The sequence below is a fragment of the Pseudoduganella sp. GW821-FHT05F09 genome, assembly GCF_059419605.1.
Map to the genome: position 1 here is coordinate 25,387 of NZ_JBWKSD010000006.1, position 14,206 is coordinate 39,592.

A 14,206-nucleotide genomic window follows, 5' to 3' on the forward strand; every position below is an offset into this window, starting at 1 on the left:
CTCCTTTATTGCAGCTTGCAGGCGCCCACGTAGGCGTCCTGGTGGGCGTCGAATACCACGCCGAGGGTGCGGTTGGTGATGCGGCCCTGGCCGTCCTTGCCTATCATGCGGGCGTAATACTTCTGCACCGGGAAGTGGTTGCGGTTGAACTTGAAGTCGCCGCGCACGGACTTGAAGCTGGCCGCTTGCAGGGCCTTGCCCACGCCGGCCTTGTCGGCCAGGTTGCCTTTGACGGCGCGCACGGCCGAATCCATCAGCATGGCGGCGTCGTAGCCTTGCGAGGCGTAGAGGCTGGGCAGGCGGCCGTAGGTCTTCTCGAAGTCGGCGACGAAGCGCTTGTTCTGCGGGTTGTCGATGTCGTGGCCCCACTGCGAGGCGTTGAACATGCCCAGCATGGGCGCGCCCACGGCGCGGATGATGTCCTCGTCGGCCGAGAAGCCGGGGCCGAATAGCTGCAGGTTCTTCGACAGGCCGGCGTCCACGAACTGCTTGATGAAGTTGATGCCCATGCCGCCCGGCAGGAAGATGTAGACCGCGTCCGCTTTCAGCGCGCGCAGCTGCGCCAGCTCGGTGCCGTAGTCCAGCTGGCCCAGCTTGGTGTAGATCTCGTCGGCCACCTTGCCTTTGTAGTAGCGCTTGAAGCCGGTCAGCGCGTCCTTGCCGGCCGGGTAGTTGGGGGCGATCAGGGCCACGTTCTTGAAGCCGCGCTGCTGCACCTGCTGGCCCACCGCCTCGTGCAGATTGTCGTTCTGCCAGGCCACGTTGTAGAAATAGGGGTTGCACTGCTCGCCCGCGTATTGCGAAGGACCGGCGTTGGCGCTGACGAAGTAGGTCTTGGAGTTGAACACCGTGGGGCCGACCGCCAGCATCAGGTTGGAGAACACGATGCCGCTCATGAAGTCGACCTTGTCCTTCTTGATCATCTTGTCGACCAGCTGCTTGGCCACGTCCGGCGATTGCTGGTCGTCGCCGGTGATCACTTCCACCGGCAGGTTGCCCATCTTGTTGCCCAGGTGGGTGAGCGCGAGCGAGAAGCCGTCGCGGATATCCACGCCCAGGCCGGCGCCGGCGCCGGACAGCGTGGTCACCATGCCGACTTTCACGCTGTCCGCGGCGAGCGCGGGGGCGGCGGCACTGGACAGGGCGGCGGCTGCTGCGGCGGCGAGGGCGGTGTGGCGTAGGGTGATGGCGGTGAATTTCACTGGCGGCTCCTGGTTGGGTGGTGGGACGGGCTTATTTACTGGCTTATTTACTGGCTTATGCACGGGCTTATTTCGCCGGCGCGCTGCGCAGCACATGGCGCTGCAGCTTGCCGCTCTGGGTGCGCGGCAGCGCCGCCAGAAATTCCACGGCGCGCGGATACTTGTACGGCGCCACGGTTTGTTTTACATGCTCCTGCAGGGCGCGCGCCAGCTCCGCGCTGGCGTCCTGGCCCTGGCGCAGCACCACGAAGGCCTTCACGATCTGGCCGCGCTCCTCGTCCGGCCAGCCGACCACCGCGCATTCGGCCACGGCCGGATGGCACATCAGCGCGTCCTCCACTTCGGGCGCGGCGATATTATAGCCAGCCGAAATAATCATGTCGTCGGTGCGCGCGTGGTACCAGAAATAGCCATCCTGGTCCATGCGGTAGGCGTCGCCGGTGAGGTTCCAGCCGTTGCGCACATATTGTTCCTGGCGCGCGTCGTCCAGGTAGCGGCAGCCGGTGGGGCCTTTCACGGCCAGCTGGCCCACTTCGCCGGGCGGCAGCTCCTTGCCGTCCGGGCCGAGCACGCAGGCCTGGTAGCCGGGGATGGCCTTGCCGGTGGCGCCGGGCCGGACGTCATCGCCGGCCGCCGAGATAAAGATGTGCAGCATTTCGGTGGCGCCTATGCCGTCGATGATTTCCAGGCCGGTGCTCTCGCGCCACAGCGTGCGGGTGGCGGTGGGCAGGGCTTCGCCGGCCGACACGGCCTTCTGCAGCGACGACAGGTCGTAGGCCTTGGCCAGCGGCGCCATCAGGCGATAGAAGGTGGGGGCGGTGAAGCAGATGGTGGCGCGGAAGTCCTGGATGGCTTTCAGCAGCAGGTCGGGCGTAAGGCGGTCCAGCAGCACGGCGGCGGCGCCCACGCGCAGCGGGAACAGCAGCAGGCCGCCCAGGCCGAAGGTGAAGGCCAGCGGCGGCGTGCCGATGAACACGTCGGTCGCGCCGGAGCGCAGCGTGGAACGCGGGAAGCAGTCGCAGATGGCCAGCACGTCGCGGTGGAAGTGCATGGTGCCCTTGGGGACGCCGGTGGTGCCGGAGGTGAAGCCGATGATGCAGACGTCGTCGGCGGCGGTGTCGGCGGCCTTGAAGCTGGACGGCTGCTGCCGCATCAGCTCTTCCAGGCTGCCTGCGGCGCCTGCATCGGCTGCACCGAAGTAGACGGCGGGGCCGGCCATGCCGGTCTGGCCGCGCGCCAGTTCCATCTCCTCGGCCAGCGCGGCGGCGCACAGCACGGCGTTGACCTTGGCCTTGGTGAGCGCGGTGGACAGTTCCTTGGCGCGCAGCAGCGGCATGGTGGGCACCAGCACGCAGCCCGCTTTCAGCACGGCCAGCGCGCAGGCCGCCATCATGGGGCTGTTGGCGCCGCGCAGCAGCACGCGGTTGCCCGCTTGCAGGCCGAGCGGGCCGCGCAGCACGTGGGCGATGCGGTCCACTTTTTCCAGCAGTTCGGCGTAGGTCCACGATTCCTGGTAGCTGTGGATGGCGGGGCGGGGGCCAAAGCCCTGGGCCACCATATCGTCCAGCAGCGCGGCGGCGCAGTTCAGGCGGTCCGGGTATTGCAGCTCCGGCAGGGCGGCCGCCATGTCCGGCCATAGCTCGCGGGGCGGCAGATTGTCCCTGGCGAAGGTGTCGGTGTAGCCTGTAGCGATCATTTCTGCTCCGTGTTGACTATGTCTGTGGGGGCGTTCGAACTGCTTGCTTTCCAGATGCTCTGAAATATACTTTAAGCTTAAAATATATAGGCGTCAAGATAAATGTCGCGGCTCAAAAAAACGCGTTGCCGCCCTGCGAAAAAGCTTGGAACGGCGCGGATTTCGGGTAATATGCTTGAGGCTTAAAGTAATTTTGACGGGGTACTTCGGGGAAGGATGGGCATGGATATCGCGCTACTGATAGAGCACGGCCTGAACGGCCTGCAATTCGGCCTGATGCTGTTTTTGCTGGCGGCCGGGCTGACACTGGTGCTGGGCATTATGGACCTGGTGAACCTGGCGCACGGTTCGCTGTACATGGCGGGCGCCTATTTCGCCGCCAGCTTCACCGGGCTGACCGGCTCCTACTGGCTGGGGCTGCTGCTGGCGGTGGGCGCGACGGCGCTGCTGGGCGTGGTGCTGGAGCTGGCCGTGGTGCGCAGGCTGTACCGGCGCGACCACCTGTCGCAGGTGCTGGCCACGTTTGCGCTCATCCTCATCTTCAACCAGGCCGCGCGCATGCTGTGGGGCGCGGCGCCGATTTCGCTGAACGTGCCGGCCGCGCTGGCCACGCCGGTGCAGTTCACGCAGGACTTCAGCTATTCGGCCTACCGCCTGTTCATTATCGGCGCCGGCCTGGCGGTGGCGCTGCTGTTGTACTTTGTTGTGGTGAAGACCCGCATCGGCATGGTGGTGCGGGCCGGCGCGTCCAACCGCGAAATGGCGGTGGTGATGGGCGCCAGCATAGGCCGCGTGTTCACGCTGCTGTTCGCCTTCGGCGCCGCGCTGTGCGGCCTGGCGGGCGCCTTGCTCGGCCCCATACTCACGGTGCAGTCGGGCATGGGGGAGGGCATATTGATACTGGCTTTCGTGGTCATCGTCATCGGCGGCATAGGCTCGATCCGGGGCGCGCTGGCCGGGGCGCTGCTGGTGGGCATGGTCGATACGCTGAGCCGCACCTTGCTGCCGGTGCTCACGCGCTCGCTGGCGCCCGAGGGCCTGATGGCCGACCTGGGCGCGGCGCTGTCATCGATGCTGATCTACATCCTGATGGCCGCCGTGCTGTTCTTTAAACCCGAGGGCTTGTTCCCCGCACGCGGCTAGGAGCCCACCATGCACAGCAATCTGCACCACCAACTCCCGCTGCCGCGCACCCTGGCGCTGCTGGCGGTTTTCCTGGCCTTTCCGCTGGGCGCGCAGGCCTTGGGCCAGGAGTTCTATGTGAGCATGGCCTGCCGCCTGATGATCTTCGCGCTGGCGGCCAGCAGCCTCAATCTCATTCTCGGCTTCGGCGGCATGGTCAGCCTGGGCCACGCGGCCTATTTCGGCGCCGGGGCCTACGCGGTCGGCATCCTGATGCAGCACGGCGTGGCGTCGGCCTGGATCGCCTGGCCGCTGGCCATGCTGGTGGGCGGGCTGTTGGCGCTGGCGATAGGCGCGCTGTGCCTGCGCACGCGCGGCATCTACTTCATCATGATCACGCTGGCCTTCGCGCAGATGGTGTACTACCTGTTCATCTCGCTGCGCAGCTACGGCGGCGAGGACGGTCTGAACCTGACATCGCGTTCCTCGCTCGGCCTGCCGGGCGTGGACCTGTCGGGCGACACGGCCTTCTACTACGTGGTGCTGGCCTTGCTGGCGGCCTGCCTGCTGCTGCTGCACCGCCTGGTCAATTCCCGTTTCGGCCGCGTGCTGCAGGCGGTGCGCGAAAATGAAACGCGCATGGCCGCCATCGGCTACCCGGTGTTCCGCTACAAGCTGACCTGCTTCGCCATCGCCGGCGCGCTGGCCGGGCTGGCGGGCGCGCTGATCGCCAACCAGAACATGCTGGTGAGCCCCAGCCTGGTGCACTGGACCCAGTCCGGCAGCCTGATGGTGATGGTGATCCTGGGCGGCGCGGGCTATTTCTGGGGCGGCGCGCTGGGCGCTTTCGCCTTGCTGCTGCTGGAGGAAGTCCTGTCCGGCTATACCGAGCACTGGCAGCTGCCGCTGGGCGTGCTGCTGCTGGTCGTGGTGCTGCTGCTGCCCAAGGGCATGGCCAGCCTGGCCGACCGTTTCAACACCAAGGGAGCAGTAAAATGAGCGTGCTGCTGGAACTGCAAGGGCTGGTCAAGCGCTACGGCGGCCTGACTGCGACGGACAATCTCAACCTGACGGTGAACGCGGGCGAGATCCACGCCATCATCGGCCCCAACGGCGCGGGCAAGACCACGCTGATACACCAGATCTCCGGCGCGCTGGCGTCCGACAGCGGCCGCATCGTCTTCGCCGGGGCGGACGTCACGCGCGTGCCCATGCACTTGCGGGTGCAGGCCGGGCTGGCGCGCTCCTACCAGATCACCAATATCTTCCCGCGCTTTTCGGTGCTGGACAACCTGGCGCTGGCGGTGCAGGCGCGCAGCGGCTCCAGCATGCGCTTCTGGCGGCCGGCGCTGGGCGAGCGCGCCATGTTCGAGGAGGCGCGCGCGCTGGCGGACCGGGTGGGCCTGGGACGGCAGGTGGACGGGCTGGCGGGCAATCTCGCGCACGGCGCGCAGCGGCAGCTGGAGCTGGGCCTGGCGCTGGCCACGCGTCCGCGCCTGCTGCTGCTGGACGAGCCGATGGCCGGCATGGGGCACGAGGAATCGGTGGAGATGATACCGCTGATCGAAAGCCTGCGGCCGGAGATCGCGGTGCTCATCATCGAGCACGATATGGACGCCGTGTTCCGCATGGCGGACCGGATTTCGGTGCTGGTGTCGGGCCGCATCATCGCCACCGGCACGCCGGACCAGATCCGCTGCAATCTGGAAGTGAAGAAGGCCTATTTGGGCGACGAACTGGAAGACGAGGTGGCGGCATGAGCGCGATACTGAAGGTGCAGGACATTACGGCGGCCTATGGCAGCAGCCAGGTGCTGTTCGGCGTGACGTTCGAGATCAGGCGCGGCGACATCGCCACGCTGCTGGGCCGCAACGGCATGGGCAAGAGCACCACCATACGTTCCATCCTGGGGCTGAACCGCATAGGCAGCGGCAGCATCACCTTCAACGGCGAGCGCATCGACGCCATGGCGACGGACCGCATCGCCCGCTCCGGCGTGGCGATCGTGCCGGAGGGGCGGCAGATTTTCCCCAACCTGACGGTGGAGGAGAACCTGGTGGCTTTTTCGGCCAACCGCTCGAAGGCGGCCGAGCCGTGGACGCTGGCGCGCATTTACGAGCTGTTTCCGCGCTTGCGGGAGCGCTCGCGCAATATGGGCAAGCAGCTGTCCGGCGGCGAGCAGCAGATGCTGGCCATAGGCCGCGCGCTGATGACCAATCCGCATTTGCTGATACTGGACGAGGCCACGGAAGGGCTGGCGCCGCTGATACGCGAGGAGATCTGGCACTGCCTGGAGCGGCTGCGCAGCGTGGGACAGACCACGCTGGTGATCGATAAATACGTGGAGCGGCTGACGCGCTTTGCGGACCAGCACACGATTATCGAGCGCGGCAAGGTGGTGTGGTCGGGGGATTCGCCCACGCTGCGGGCGGCGCCGGATGTTTGGCACCGCTACGTAGGGGTTTGAGAATGGCGGGTTAGCGGGGGACGCCTAGTCCGGAGCGCGTAACCCGCCACTCGCAGCGCAAGGTTCCAGCTGCCCGCGCAAATCATCGGGAATCGGAATCGACTTATTGGTATCGAGCGAGGTTGTGACCAGCACCTGGTTGGACAGCACGCGCAACTGTCCCTGCGCGCTGGCGCTCAAGCGTAGCGCTATCGAGCTGTTGCCGACCTTCGTCACCTCCAGCCCGAGCGTGAGCCGCTCCCCCATCTTGCTCGGCGCCTTGAACTCGCAGTCCAGCTTCACCATCGGCAGCCCGCAGCGGCGCTCGCCGATGAAGTGGGCGTAGCCTATGCCCAGTCCCTCGTTGAACCAGTCCTCCACGTGCCCGTTGAACAGCACCAGGTATTGCGGGAAGTAGACAATGCCGGCCGGGTCGCAATGCGCAAACCGGACCAGCACTTCGCGTTCGAAACAGTAGTCCGGTTTGGCGTCCATTGCGCAGCCTTAGAAGTTGTGGCGCAGGCCGGCGTTGACTGCGCGGTTGCCCGAGCCGACTTCGGTGGCGTTGCCCACGGTGTAGAAGCCGGTGGTGCCCTTGGCGGCGTCGTTGTCGATGCGGGCGTAGGCCAGGTAGACGTCGGTGCGGCGCGACAGGTAGTAGCTGTAGCCCACGCCCCACTGGTCGGCGCCGCGCTTGGTGCCGGCGCGGTCCTTCTTGTTGATGATGGACGCGCGGAAGGTGTGCAGGCCGTATGGCACCGTCACGCCCAGCAGCAGGTCGCGCGAGTCGGCCTGGCTGTTCGGGTTGATGGTGTTGTTGATGTTGACCGTGCCCCGGTTGGACGCATACGCCAGCGCAGCCTTGGCCACGCCGAAGTCGTAGGTGGCGCCCAGCATGGTGGTGCGGCCCTTGGTCAGCGCAGCGGTACCGGCCGGGATGCTGTTGACGTTGGCGTAGCCGGCCTTGATGACGAGCGGGCCGTTGGCGTAGCCGAAGTTCGCGCCCAGGTTGCGGCCGGCGTCGCTGTTGCCCGCCACTTCGCCCGGAGCGTAAGCGAGCTCGCCGGAGAAGCCGTTGGTGTCCGGCATGGCGTACTTCACGGTGTTGTTCATGCGGATGCCGGCGTTCGACATCAGGTTGGCGGCCGAGCCAGCGGTGCTCAGGGACTGGAAGGGATCGATGAAGGTCATGGCCATGAACAGCGGCGTGTACTGGCGGCCCAGCGTGACCGTGCCGGACTTGGTCTGCAGGCCGACCAGCGCCTGGCGGCCGAACAGCACGCCGCCCTGGCCGCTCACGCCGGTGTCCAGGCCCAGGCCCATTTCCAGTGCGAAGATGCCCTTCATGCCGTCGCCCAGGTCCTCGCTGCCACGGAAGCCGAGGCGGGAGCCGCCTTCCACGCCGCCCGTCAGCTTGGTGATATTGCCGGCGACGCCGCCCGATTCACGCACGATGCCGGCGTCGACCGCGCCGTAGATCACGACGGCGCTTTGCGCTGCGGCCAGGCCGGACAGGGAGGTCAGGGCGATGGCGATCAAGGTTTTTTTCATCTTCTTTTTCCTAATTGGTTGAAAGGGGGACGGCCTGAATATACTTTAAGCTTAAACATATTAAGTGTAAATCAATTTATCCGGCTCGTTGTTTTCTGGACAGCGCCTGTTGTGGTAAGGTGCGCTGGCATACACAGCATGGAATTCATATGGCGGATATCGACCCTGGCGACTTGCTTCTGTTCGCCCGGATAGTGGAGTGCGGCAGTTTCAGCGCGGCGGCGGAGCGGGTGGGGCAGCCCAAGTCCACCGTGTCGCGCCGCCTGTCGCTGCTCGAAGCGCAGCTGGGCGAGCGCCTGCTGCAAAGGACCACGCGGCGCCTGGTGCTGACCGAATTCGGCGCCAGCCTGCTGGAGCACGCGCGCAAGGTGACGGAGGAAGTGGAGGCTGCCGGCGCGCTGGCGCAGCACCGGCAGCAGGCGCCGAGCGGCCTGCTGCGCGTGTCCATGCCGGGCGACTTCGCCAACCACACCATGGGGGCGCTGATGGCGCGCTTTATGGAAAAGTATCCCGCCATCTCGCTGGAGATCGACTTGTCGCCGCGCCGGGTGGACCTGGTGGCCGAGGGCTACGACCTGGCCATCCGCATGGGCAATCTGCCGGACGACTCCACGCTGGCGGCGCGCGCGGTGGCCATCAGCAAGCTGGCGCTGTACGCCTCGCCCGGCTACACCACCTTGCGCGGCCTGCCCGAGCAGCCGGACGACCTGTACAAGCATGACCTTCTGAGCCTGCCGCCCAAGGCGAACGGCATGATACGGTGGAAGCTCTTGCGCGGCAAAACGGAATGGGAGCGCGAGCTGCCCGCGCGCATGATCGCCAATTCGCCGGAGCTGCTGGTGCGCATGGCCTGCACCGGCATCGGCATCGCGGCCAGCACGGAGCTGTTCGCGCAGAGTTTCCTGGAAAGCGGGCAGCTGGTGCGCGTGCTGCCCGAATGGAGCTTCCCCACCGTGACCGGCTGGGCCGTCTTCCCGGGCCGCCGCCTGATGCCGGCCAAGACCCGCGTCTTCCTCGACATGCTGGAAACGCTCAACGACAGGACTAGCTGATGAAGACCACCATTGCATGGATACTCTGGCTGCTGGTCGCCGCCGCAGTCTACTTTTTTCTCTTCATGGCGGTCATCTTCGGGATGGCTGTCTCCGGAGGACACGGCGAGGTGTTCTGGCCGCTGATGCTGGCAACGGCGGTCGGCGTCGGAACGCCGTTTTGCCTGTCGCTTTATTTGATGCGGAAGCAGCGTTTCGTTCTCGGCGTGGCAAGCAATCTCGTTGCCATGCCGCTGGTCTTTGGCCTGTTCAAATTTTGGCTCTAGTGTCGTCCGCCTGCGGCTGGCGGTGCAGAAGGAGCGATGTCGCTACCTGCGCTTGCAATAGCGCGGGCCTCTTCCATTGCCAGACGGGTTTCTGAATTGGGAACCTTTAGCTCCCAAGGGAACTGCTGATCTTCAGCAACCCGGTGCAAGAAAATGCGGATGGCATCGGACATGGACAGTCCGATATCGGCGAGGGCTTCGTTGGCGCGGCGCTTGATGTCGGCGTCAACCTGAATGCTGATGGAAGAAGTGGTAGTGCTCATCGCGGTCTCCAGATGTATCTCTTAGTTTAGTTCAAAGCAGCGCGCGCCTTGATGCCTGTCGTGGCTACGCTCGTGCCGCTGGTCTGGATCGGTGCTTTGGAGGATATGTATGTTTGGTTTTAGGCCGCAAGGGTTTGTCTCTTTCAGCCTCGTTTTGTCTCGTTTTGTCTCGCATTTCAGGCCATTTTTTCAGGAACCCATCCTTAAATGTCCTGTCCAACCTATGTGCGGCGAGACAAAAGGAGACAAAATTATGCGAAACGAGACATTTGCTGAGCGCCTATTGGGGCGCATATATATTGACCTGGCTTATGCGCTGCAACGGAGCGGCGATATCCGGCAGCCTGAGGAAATTGTTGCGTTCGCGGTGAAGCAGTGGATGGCTGAGCGGCTCGGCAAACCTGGCGGCAGGGGCTACCAGTGGAAAGACCTGTTCCTTCCCGACGGCACGGATCTGCGGCTGCGCTACAAGGGTGTCGACTACCACGCCAAGGTCGACGGCGACAGGCTCATGTATGCCGGCAGCGCCGTCTCGCCACGCGAGTGGTGCATGACAATCACTGGCTGTCCCCGCAACGCGTGGCGCGACGTCTGGATACGCCGCAGCGTCAATGAATACTGGACCCGTGCCAGCGCCTGGCGCAAAGACAACGCTGCGAAGCCTAGACCGTCATATATTGAGCGCCGCCAGCTGCACCGCCGCCAGGGCGACTAGCGGCCCAGCTCCTGTTGCGCCTTCAGCACCAGCGCGTCCATGACCTGGAAGGCGGCGGCTTCGACCGATTGGCGGGGCATGTTGGGGTTGCCTTCCGCGACGATGGACGGCGAGGTCAGGTAGCGGCCATTGATGACCAGCGTCGGCGTGCCGTCCACGCGGTAGCTGCCGACCAGTTTTTCCAGGTTGCGCAGGCGCGTCTGCACGCCGAAGGAATTGTAGGCGGCCAGGAATTGCGCCTTGTCGAGCCCGTTCTTCACGGCCCACTCGACATTGTCCTCGTCCGACTTCAGGCGCTTGCGCTCCACGTGCCAGGTGTTGAGCACCTTGGCGTGCAGGCTTTCGTCCAGCTTCAGCGCTTCCAGCGTCAGGAACAGGTGCGCTTCCGGATCGGCTGCGCCGTTGTGCGGCACGTGGATGCGGCGGAAGTTGATGGCGTCGCCTTGTTTCTTGACCCACGCGGCCAGGCCCGGCTCCAGCATATTGCAGGCCGGACAGTGGTACATGAAGAACTCGATGACTTCCACTTTCTTGCCCTGCGCCTGCACCTGCACCGGCGCGGACAGCAGCCGGTATTCGGCGCCGTCGCGGGGCACGGCGGGCGAGGCGGAGGCGCCGCCGGCGGCGAACAGTGCGGCGGCGGCCATGCTCATGGCGATCACGGTAGGTTTCAGCATCATCAGCGTCTTCAGCATTCTTATTTAAGGTTGGCCATGGTTTCGCCCAGGCGCACCGGTCCGGCCGGCTGCCAGCTGGCGTTGAAGTGCAGCTTGTCCTTGGGGAAGAGCATGACGACGGTCGAGCCCAGCAGGAAGCGGCCCAGCTCGTCGCCTTTTTTCAGCACGATGTTCTGGTCGGCATAGGTCCATTCCTTGACGCTGTCATGGCGCGGCGGGTTGACCACGCCGTGCCACACGGTGGCCATGCTGCCGACGATGGTGGCGCCCACCAGCGTCATGACGAAGGGGCCGCTGGCGGTGTCGAACACGCACACCACGCGCTCGTTGCGGGCGAACAGGCCGGGAATGCCGCGCGCGGTGGTCGGGTTGACCGAGAACAGCTCGCCCGGCACGTAGATCATGCGGGTGAGCTTGCCGTCGCAGGGCATGTGGATGCGGTGGTAGTCGCGCGGGCTCAGATAGAGGTTGGCGAAGCTGCCGTGCTGGAATTGCGCGGCCAGTTCCTTGTCGCCGCCCACCAGTGCGGTGGTGCTGAACTTGTGGCCCTTGGCCTGGAAAATCTGGTCGTCCTCGATGGCGCCGAACTGGCTGATGCGGCCGTCCACCGGGCAGATGAAGTCGGCGTCCGCCAGCGGGCGCGCGTCCGGGCGCAGCGCGCGCGTGAAGAACTCGTTGAAGGAGTGGTAGCTGGCGATGTCCGGATTGGCCGCCTCGGCCATGTTCACGTCATAGCGGCCAACAAACCAGCGTATCAAACGGGTAGTCATGGCGCCGCCCTTCGCGCCGGCCACGCGGCCCGCGAAATTGGTCAGCGCGCCCTTGGGCAGCAGGTATTGCGGCAGTACAGCAAGACGGTCGGACACAGTTATCACACCTATCAATATAGACGAATACGCATTATAACGGTGCGCGACGCCGTGGGGAGAAAATCGGCGATGCAAACTATTTCCCAACAACAAGCAATTGTGGGAAACTGTAGCCTTTTTTGCAAACTTACGCCGCCGCCATGCCTCGCTTTCATACTGCAATGAAACTAACGCTCGCTGCCGCCGCGGTGGCGTCCGCCTGGAGCGCCCGCGCGGCCGAGGCGCCCAAGGAAGGCAAGGCGATGCAGAAGGTGGAGGTCAAGGCCTCGGGCGCCGAGTACGATGCGCGGCGCGACGATACGGCCAGCAAGATCGTCGTCAACAGCGAGGAAATCCTGCGCTACGGCGACAGCAATATCGCCGACGTGCTCAAGCGCCTGCCGGGCGTCACCGTGGCGGGCGGGCGCGGCAGCACCGACATCCGCCTGCGCGGCCTGGGCAACGGCTACACGCAAATCCTGCTCAACGGCGAGCGCGCCCCGGCCGGGTTTTCCGTGGACCAGCTGGCGCCGGACGCCATCGAGCGGGTCGAGATCATGCGCGCCGCGAGCGCCGAGTTCAGCACCCAGGCCATTGCGGGCACCATCAACATCGTGCTGAAAAAGGCGGTCCGCACGGCGCAGCGCGAAATCAAGGCGCTGGCGGGCAAGGGCGAGGATTTCTCGCAGGGCAACGGGGTCTACACCCTGTCCGACCGCGACGGCAATTTCTCCTATTCCGCCGTGCTGTCGGCCAACCGCCTGAACTTCCACTGGCTTAAGCTGATCCAGGACCACGGCGGCGACCCGCTGGGCCGCGCCAGCCTGCTGCGCGATTCCGAGTCCAACGAGGTGGGCCGGGTGGAAAACATCAACCTGGCGCCGCGCCTGAACTGGACCCTGGCCAACGGCGACACGCTGACCTGGCAGTCCTTTCTCGCCACCAACCGCTACCGCGTGGTGGCCACCATGGACACGGCCACCGTGTTCGGCCCGCCGCAGGACTTCGACGGCACGGCCAACTTTGTGCGCACCCGGAACGACTTCTACCGCACCGACCTGAACTGGCTGCACAAGCTGGACGGCGGCGGCAAGCTGGACACCAAGCTGGGCCTGAACGCCAACCGCAACCGCAACGCCACGCGCCAGACCGGCGCCAACCATGGCGTGCCTGGCCTGGACCGCCAGGTCGATATCCTGTCCCGGGAGCACGGCTACACTTTCACCGGCAAGTATTCCACGCCGCTGTTCACCGGCCACGCCCTGTCCGCAGGCTGGGACGGCGCCGACAGCCGCCGCGACGATTTCCGGGGCCAGCGCGAAGTGGCGCTGGCCGGCAAGCATCCGGCCAATATGGACGAGGACTTCAATGCCGACGTGCGCCGCCTGGCGCTGTTCCTGCAGGACGAATGGGACTACACGCCGCGCCTGTCGATCTACGCCGGCCTGCGCTGGGAGGGGCTGGAGACCGACAGCGACGGCACCGGCTTCGCCCCGGTGCGCAACCGCAGCAGCGTGTTCAGCCCGCTGTTCCAGGCGCTGTGGAAAATTCCCGACACCAAGGACCAGCTGCGCCTGGCGCTCACCCGCACCTACAAGGCGCCCGCCACCACCCAGCTGATACCGCGCCGCTTCCTGGCCAACAACAACACCCAGACCACGCCCGATTTCCGGGGCAACCCCGGCCTGAAGCCGGAACTGGCGCTGGGCCTGGACCTGTCCTACGAGCACTACTGGGCCGACACCGCCTTGCTGAGCGCCAGCGGCTTCGCGCGCCGCATCACCGACTACACGCGCCAGACGCTGCTGCTGGAGAACGGCCGCTGGGTGCAGACCAGCATCAACGACGGCAGCGCGGTGGCGCGCGGCGTGGAGCTGGAGGCCAAATTCCCGCTCAAGGCGCTGATGCACACGGCGCAGGCGCTGGACCTGCGCGCCAGCGTCAGCCGCAACTGGTCGCGGGTGGACGCCGTGCCGGGGCCGTACAACCGCCTGAACCAGCAGCTGCCGCTGTCGGCCACGCTGGGCTTCGACTACAAATCGGCCGACACGATGGACAGCGCCGGCGCCAGCTTCGTCTTCAAGCGCGGCGGCGTCATGCGCATCAGCGCCACCCAGAGCAGTTTCGTCACCGTCAAGCGCGACCTGGAAATGTACTGGCTGCACAAATTCACGCCCCGGCACGCGCTGCGCCTGTCCGTGGTCAGCGCGCTGGCGGAGGACTATCTGGAGGAAAACACCTACAGCGACGCCGCCGGCAGCCTGCGCCGCAACTCGCTGGCGCCGGGCGCGGCCCAGTTCCGCGCCGGCCTGGAGTGGAAATTGTAAGACGCCGGGCGGTTCTCCGCCGCAAGAGCGGGTGGTATGAT

15 protein-coding genes are annotated in these 14,206 nt (G+C 65.5%); 8 read left to right on the top strand and 7 right to left on the bottom strand.

The annotated features are described in order from the left end of the window. Positions 1 to 5: 5 nt before the first annotated feature. Together AC07S4_RS19855 and AC07S4_RS19860 are read right to left on the bottom strand one after the other, a co-directional pair. Positions 6 to 1,202, bottom strand: a complete 1,197-nt coding sequence (locus tag AC07S4_RS19855; RefSeq protein ID WP_494988290.1) for an ABC transporter substrate-binding protein — start codon at positions 1,200 to 1,202, stop codon at positions 6 to 8. A gap of 67 nt (positions 1,203 to 1,269) precedes the next feature. Beyond that, positions 1,270 to 2,898, bottom strand: a complete 1,629-nt coding sequence (locus AC07S4_RS19860) for an AMP-binding protein (RefSeq protein WP_494988291.1) — start codon at positions 2,896 to 2,898, stop codon at positions 1,270 to 1,272. 222 nt (positions 2,899 to 3,120) lie between these two features. Here AC07S4_RS19860 and AC07S4_RS19865 point away from each other — a divergent pair, with 222 nt between their 5' ends. The 4 genes from AC07S4_RS19865 to AC07S4_RS19880 are packed head-to-tail and all read left to right on the top strand — an operon-like array spanning position 3,121 to position 6,487. Further along, entirely contained in the window at positions 3,121 to 4,041 is a 921-nt protein-coding gene (locus AC07S4_RS19865; protein WP_161074284.1) for a branched-chain amino acid ABC transporter permease, read from the top strand. Between the two features lie 9 nt (positions 4,042 to 4,050). Continuing rightward, positions 4,051 to 5,019 carry a branched-chain amino acid ABC transporter permease gene (locus AC07S4_RS19870; protein ID WP_494988292.1) on the top strand — a complete coding sequence of 323 codons (969 nt, stop codon included), beginning with the start codon at positions 4,051 to 4,053 and terminating at the stop codon, positions 5,017 to 5,019. Further along, entirely contained in the window at positions 5,016 to 5,780 is a 765-nt protein-coding gene (locus tag AC07S4_RS19875) for an ABC transporter ATP-binding protein (RefSeq protein ID WP_494988293.1), read from the top strand. Before AC07S4_RS19870 ends, AC07S4_RS19875 begins: the two co-directional genes overlap by 4 nt. Then, positions 5,777 to 6,487 (top strand): ABC transporter ATP-binding protein, encoded by a 711-nt coding sequence (locus tag AC07S4_RS19880; RefSeq protein WP_494988294.1) that lies wholly within the window; start codon positions 5,777 to 5,779, stop codon positions 6,485 to 6,487. The genes AC07S4_RS19875 and AC07S4_RS19880 overlap by 4 nt, the downstream gene beginning before the upstream one ends. A gap of 24 nt (positions 6,488 to 6,511) precedes the next feature. Here the strand turns inward: AC07S4_RS19880 and AC07S4_RS19885 are convergent, their stop codons facing one another. Both AC07S4_RS19885 and AC07S4_RS19890 read right to left on the bottom strand, forming a co-directional pair. Next, complete coding sequence (locus AC07S4_RS19885) at positions 6,512 to 6,961, bottom strand: acyl-CoA thioesterase (protein ID WP_494988295.1); 450 nt, start codon at positions 6,959 to 6,961, stop codon at positions 6,512 to 6,514. 9 nt (positions 6,962 to 6,970) lie between these two features. Beyond that, the gene (locus AC07S4_RS19890) at positions 6,971 to 8,017 is read right to left on the bottom strand and encodes a porin (protein WP_494988296.1); all 1,047 of its coding nucleotides are present in this window, start codon (positions 8,015 to 8,017) and stop codon (positions 6,971 to 6,973) included. Between the two features lie 149 nt (positions 8,018 to 8,166). Here AC07S4_RS19890 and AC07S4_RS19895 point away from each other — a divergent pair, with 149 nt between their 5' ends. Both AC07S4_RS19895 and AC07S4_RS19900 read left to right on the top strand, forming a co-directional pair. Further along, complete coding sequence (locus tag AC07S4_RS19895; RefSeq protein ID WP_494988297.1) at positions 8,167 to 9,069, top strand: LysR family transcriptional regulator; 903 nt, start codon at positions 8,167 to 8,169, stop codon at positions 9,067 to 9,069. Then, entirely contained in the window at positions 9,069 to 9,335 is a 267-nt protein-coding gene (locus AC07S4_RS19900) for a hypothetical protein (RefSeq protein WP_494988298.1), read from the top strand. Before AC07S4_RS19895 ends, AC07S4_RS19900 begins: the two co-directional genes overlap by 1 nt. Here the strand turns inward: AC07S4_RS19900 and AC07S4_RS19905 are convergent. After that, positions 9,332 to 9,598 (bottom strand): type II toxin-antitoxin system RelB/DinJ family antitoxin, encoded by a 267-nt coding sequence (locus tag AC07S4_RS19905; protein ID WP_494988299.1) that lies wholly within the window; start codon positions 9,596 to 9,598, stop codon positions 9,332 to 9,334. The two genes, AC07S4_RS19900 and AC07S4_RS19905, sit on opposite strands and share 4 nt — an antisense overlap. A gap of 253 nt (positions 9,599 to 9,851) precedes the next feature. On the opposite strand from AC07S4_RS19905, the gene AC07S4_RS19910 reads away from it, so the two are divergent. Beyond that, entirely contained in the window at positions 9,852 to 10,313 is a 462-nt protein-coding gene (locus AC07S4_RS19910) for a hypothetical protein (protein WP_494988300.1), read from the top strand. Here the strand turns inward: AC07S4_RS19910 and AC07S4_RS19915 are convergent. Together AC07S4_RS19915 and asd are read right to left on the bottom strand one after the other, a co-directional pair. Next, positions 10,310 to 10,993, bottom strand: a complete 684-nt coding sequence (locus AC07S4_RS19915; RefSeq protein WP_494988301.1) for a thiol:disulfide interchange protein DsbA/DsbL — start codon at positions 10,991 to 10,993, stop codon at positions 10,310 to 10,312. The two genes, AC07S4_RS19910 and AC07S4_RS19915, sit on opposite strands and share 4 nt — an antisense overlap. 17 nt (positions 10,994 to 11,010) lie before the next feature. Beyond that, on the bottom strand, positions 11,011 to 11,856 hold the full coding sequence (asd, locus tag AC07S4_RS19920) for an archaetidylserine decarboxylase (RefSeq protein WP_494988302.1): 846 nt from the start codon (positions 11,854 to 11,856) through the stop codon (positions 11,011 to 11,013). Between the two features lie 164 nt (positions 11,857 to 12,020). On the opposite strand from asd, the gene AC07S4_RS19925 reads away from it, so the two are divergent. Further along, positions 12,021 to 14,165: a TonB-dependent receptor plug domain-containing protein gene (locus AC07S4_RS19925; protein ID WP_494988303.1), complete on the top strand. Its 2,145-nt coding sequence runs from the start codon at positions 12,021 to 12,023 to the stop codon at positions 14,163 to 14,165. The last annotated feature ends 41 nt before the right edge of the window (positions 14,166 to 14,206 follow it).

What these genes read in the sequence shown, in the direction of transcription:
- AC07S4_RS19860 (WP_494988291.1), bottom strand. Translation starts at nt 2,898, where the DNA reads ATGATCGCTACAGGCTACACCGACACCTTCGCCAGGGACAATCTGCCG.
- AC07S4_RS19865 (WP_161074284.1), top strand. Translation starts at nt 3,121, where the DNA reads ATGGATATCGCGCTACTGATAGAGCACGGCCTGAACGGCCTGCAATTC.
- AC07S4_RS19870 (WP_494988292.1), top strand. Translation starts at nt 4,051, where the DNA reads ATGCACAGCAATCTGCACCACCAACTCCCGCTGCCGCGCACCCTGGCG.
- AC07S4_RS19875 (WP_494988293.1), top strand. Translation starts at nt 5,016, where the DNA reads ATGAGCGTGCTGCTGGAACTGCAAGGGCTGGTCAAGCGCTACGGCGGC.
- AC07S4_RS19880 (WP_494988294.1), top strand. Translation starts at nt 5,777, where the DNA reads ATGAGCGCGATACTGAAGGTGCAGGACATTACGGCGGCCTATGGCAGC.
- AC07S4_RS19885 (WP_494988295.1), bottom strand. Translation starts at nt 6,961, where the DNA reads ATGGACGCCAAACCGGACTACTGTTTCGAACGCGAAGTGCTGGTCCGG.
- AC07S4_RS19890 (WP_494988296.1), bottom strand. Translation starts at nt 8,017, where the DNA reads ATGAAAAAAACCTTGATCGCCATCGCCCTGACCTCCCTGTCCGGCCTG.
- AC07S4_RS19895 (WP_494988297.1), top strand. Translation starts at nt 8,167, where the DNA reads ATGGCGGATATCGACCCTGGCGACTTGCTTCTGTTCGCCCGGATAGTG.
- AC07S4_RS19900 (WP_494988298.1), top strand. Translation starts at nt 9,069, where the DNA reads ATGAAGACCACCATTGCATGGATACTCTGGCTGCTGGTCGCCGCCGCA.
- AC07S4_RS19905 (WP_494988299.1), bottom strand. Translation starts at nt 9,598, where the DNA reads ATGAGCACTACCACTTCTTCCATCAGCATTCAGGTTGACGCCGACATC.
- AC07S4_RS19910 (WP_494988300.1), top strand. Translation starts at nt 9,852, where the DNA reads ATGCGAAACGAGACATTTGCTGAGCGCCTATTGGGGCGCATATATATT.
- AC07S4_RS19915 (WP_494988301.1), bottom strand. Translation starts at nt 10,993, where the DNA reads ATGATGCTGAAACCTACCGTGATCGCCATGAGCATGGCCGCCGCCGCA.
- AC07S4_RS19925 (WP_494988303.1), top strand. Translation starts at nt 12,021, where the DNA reads ATGAAACTAACGCTCGCTGCCGCCGCGGTGGCGTCCGCCTGGAGCGCC.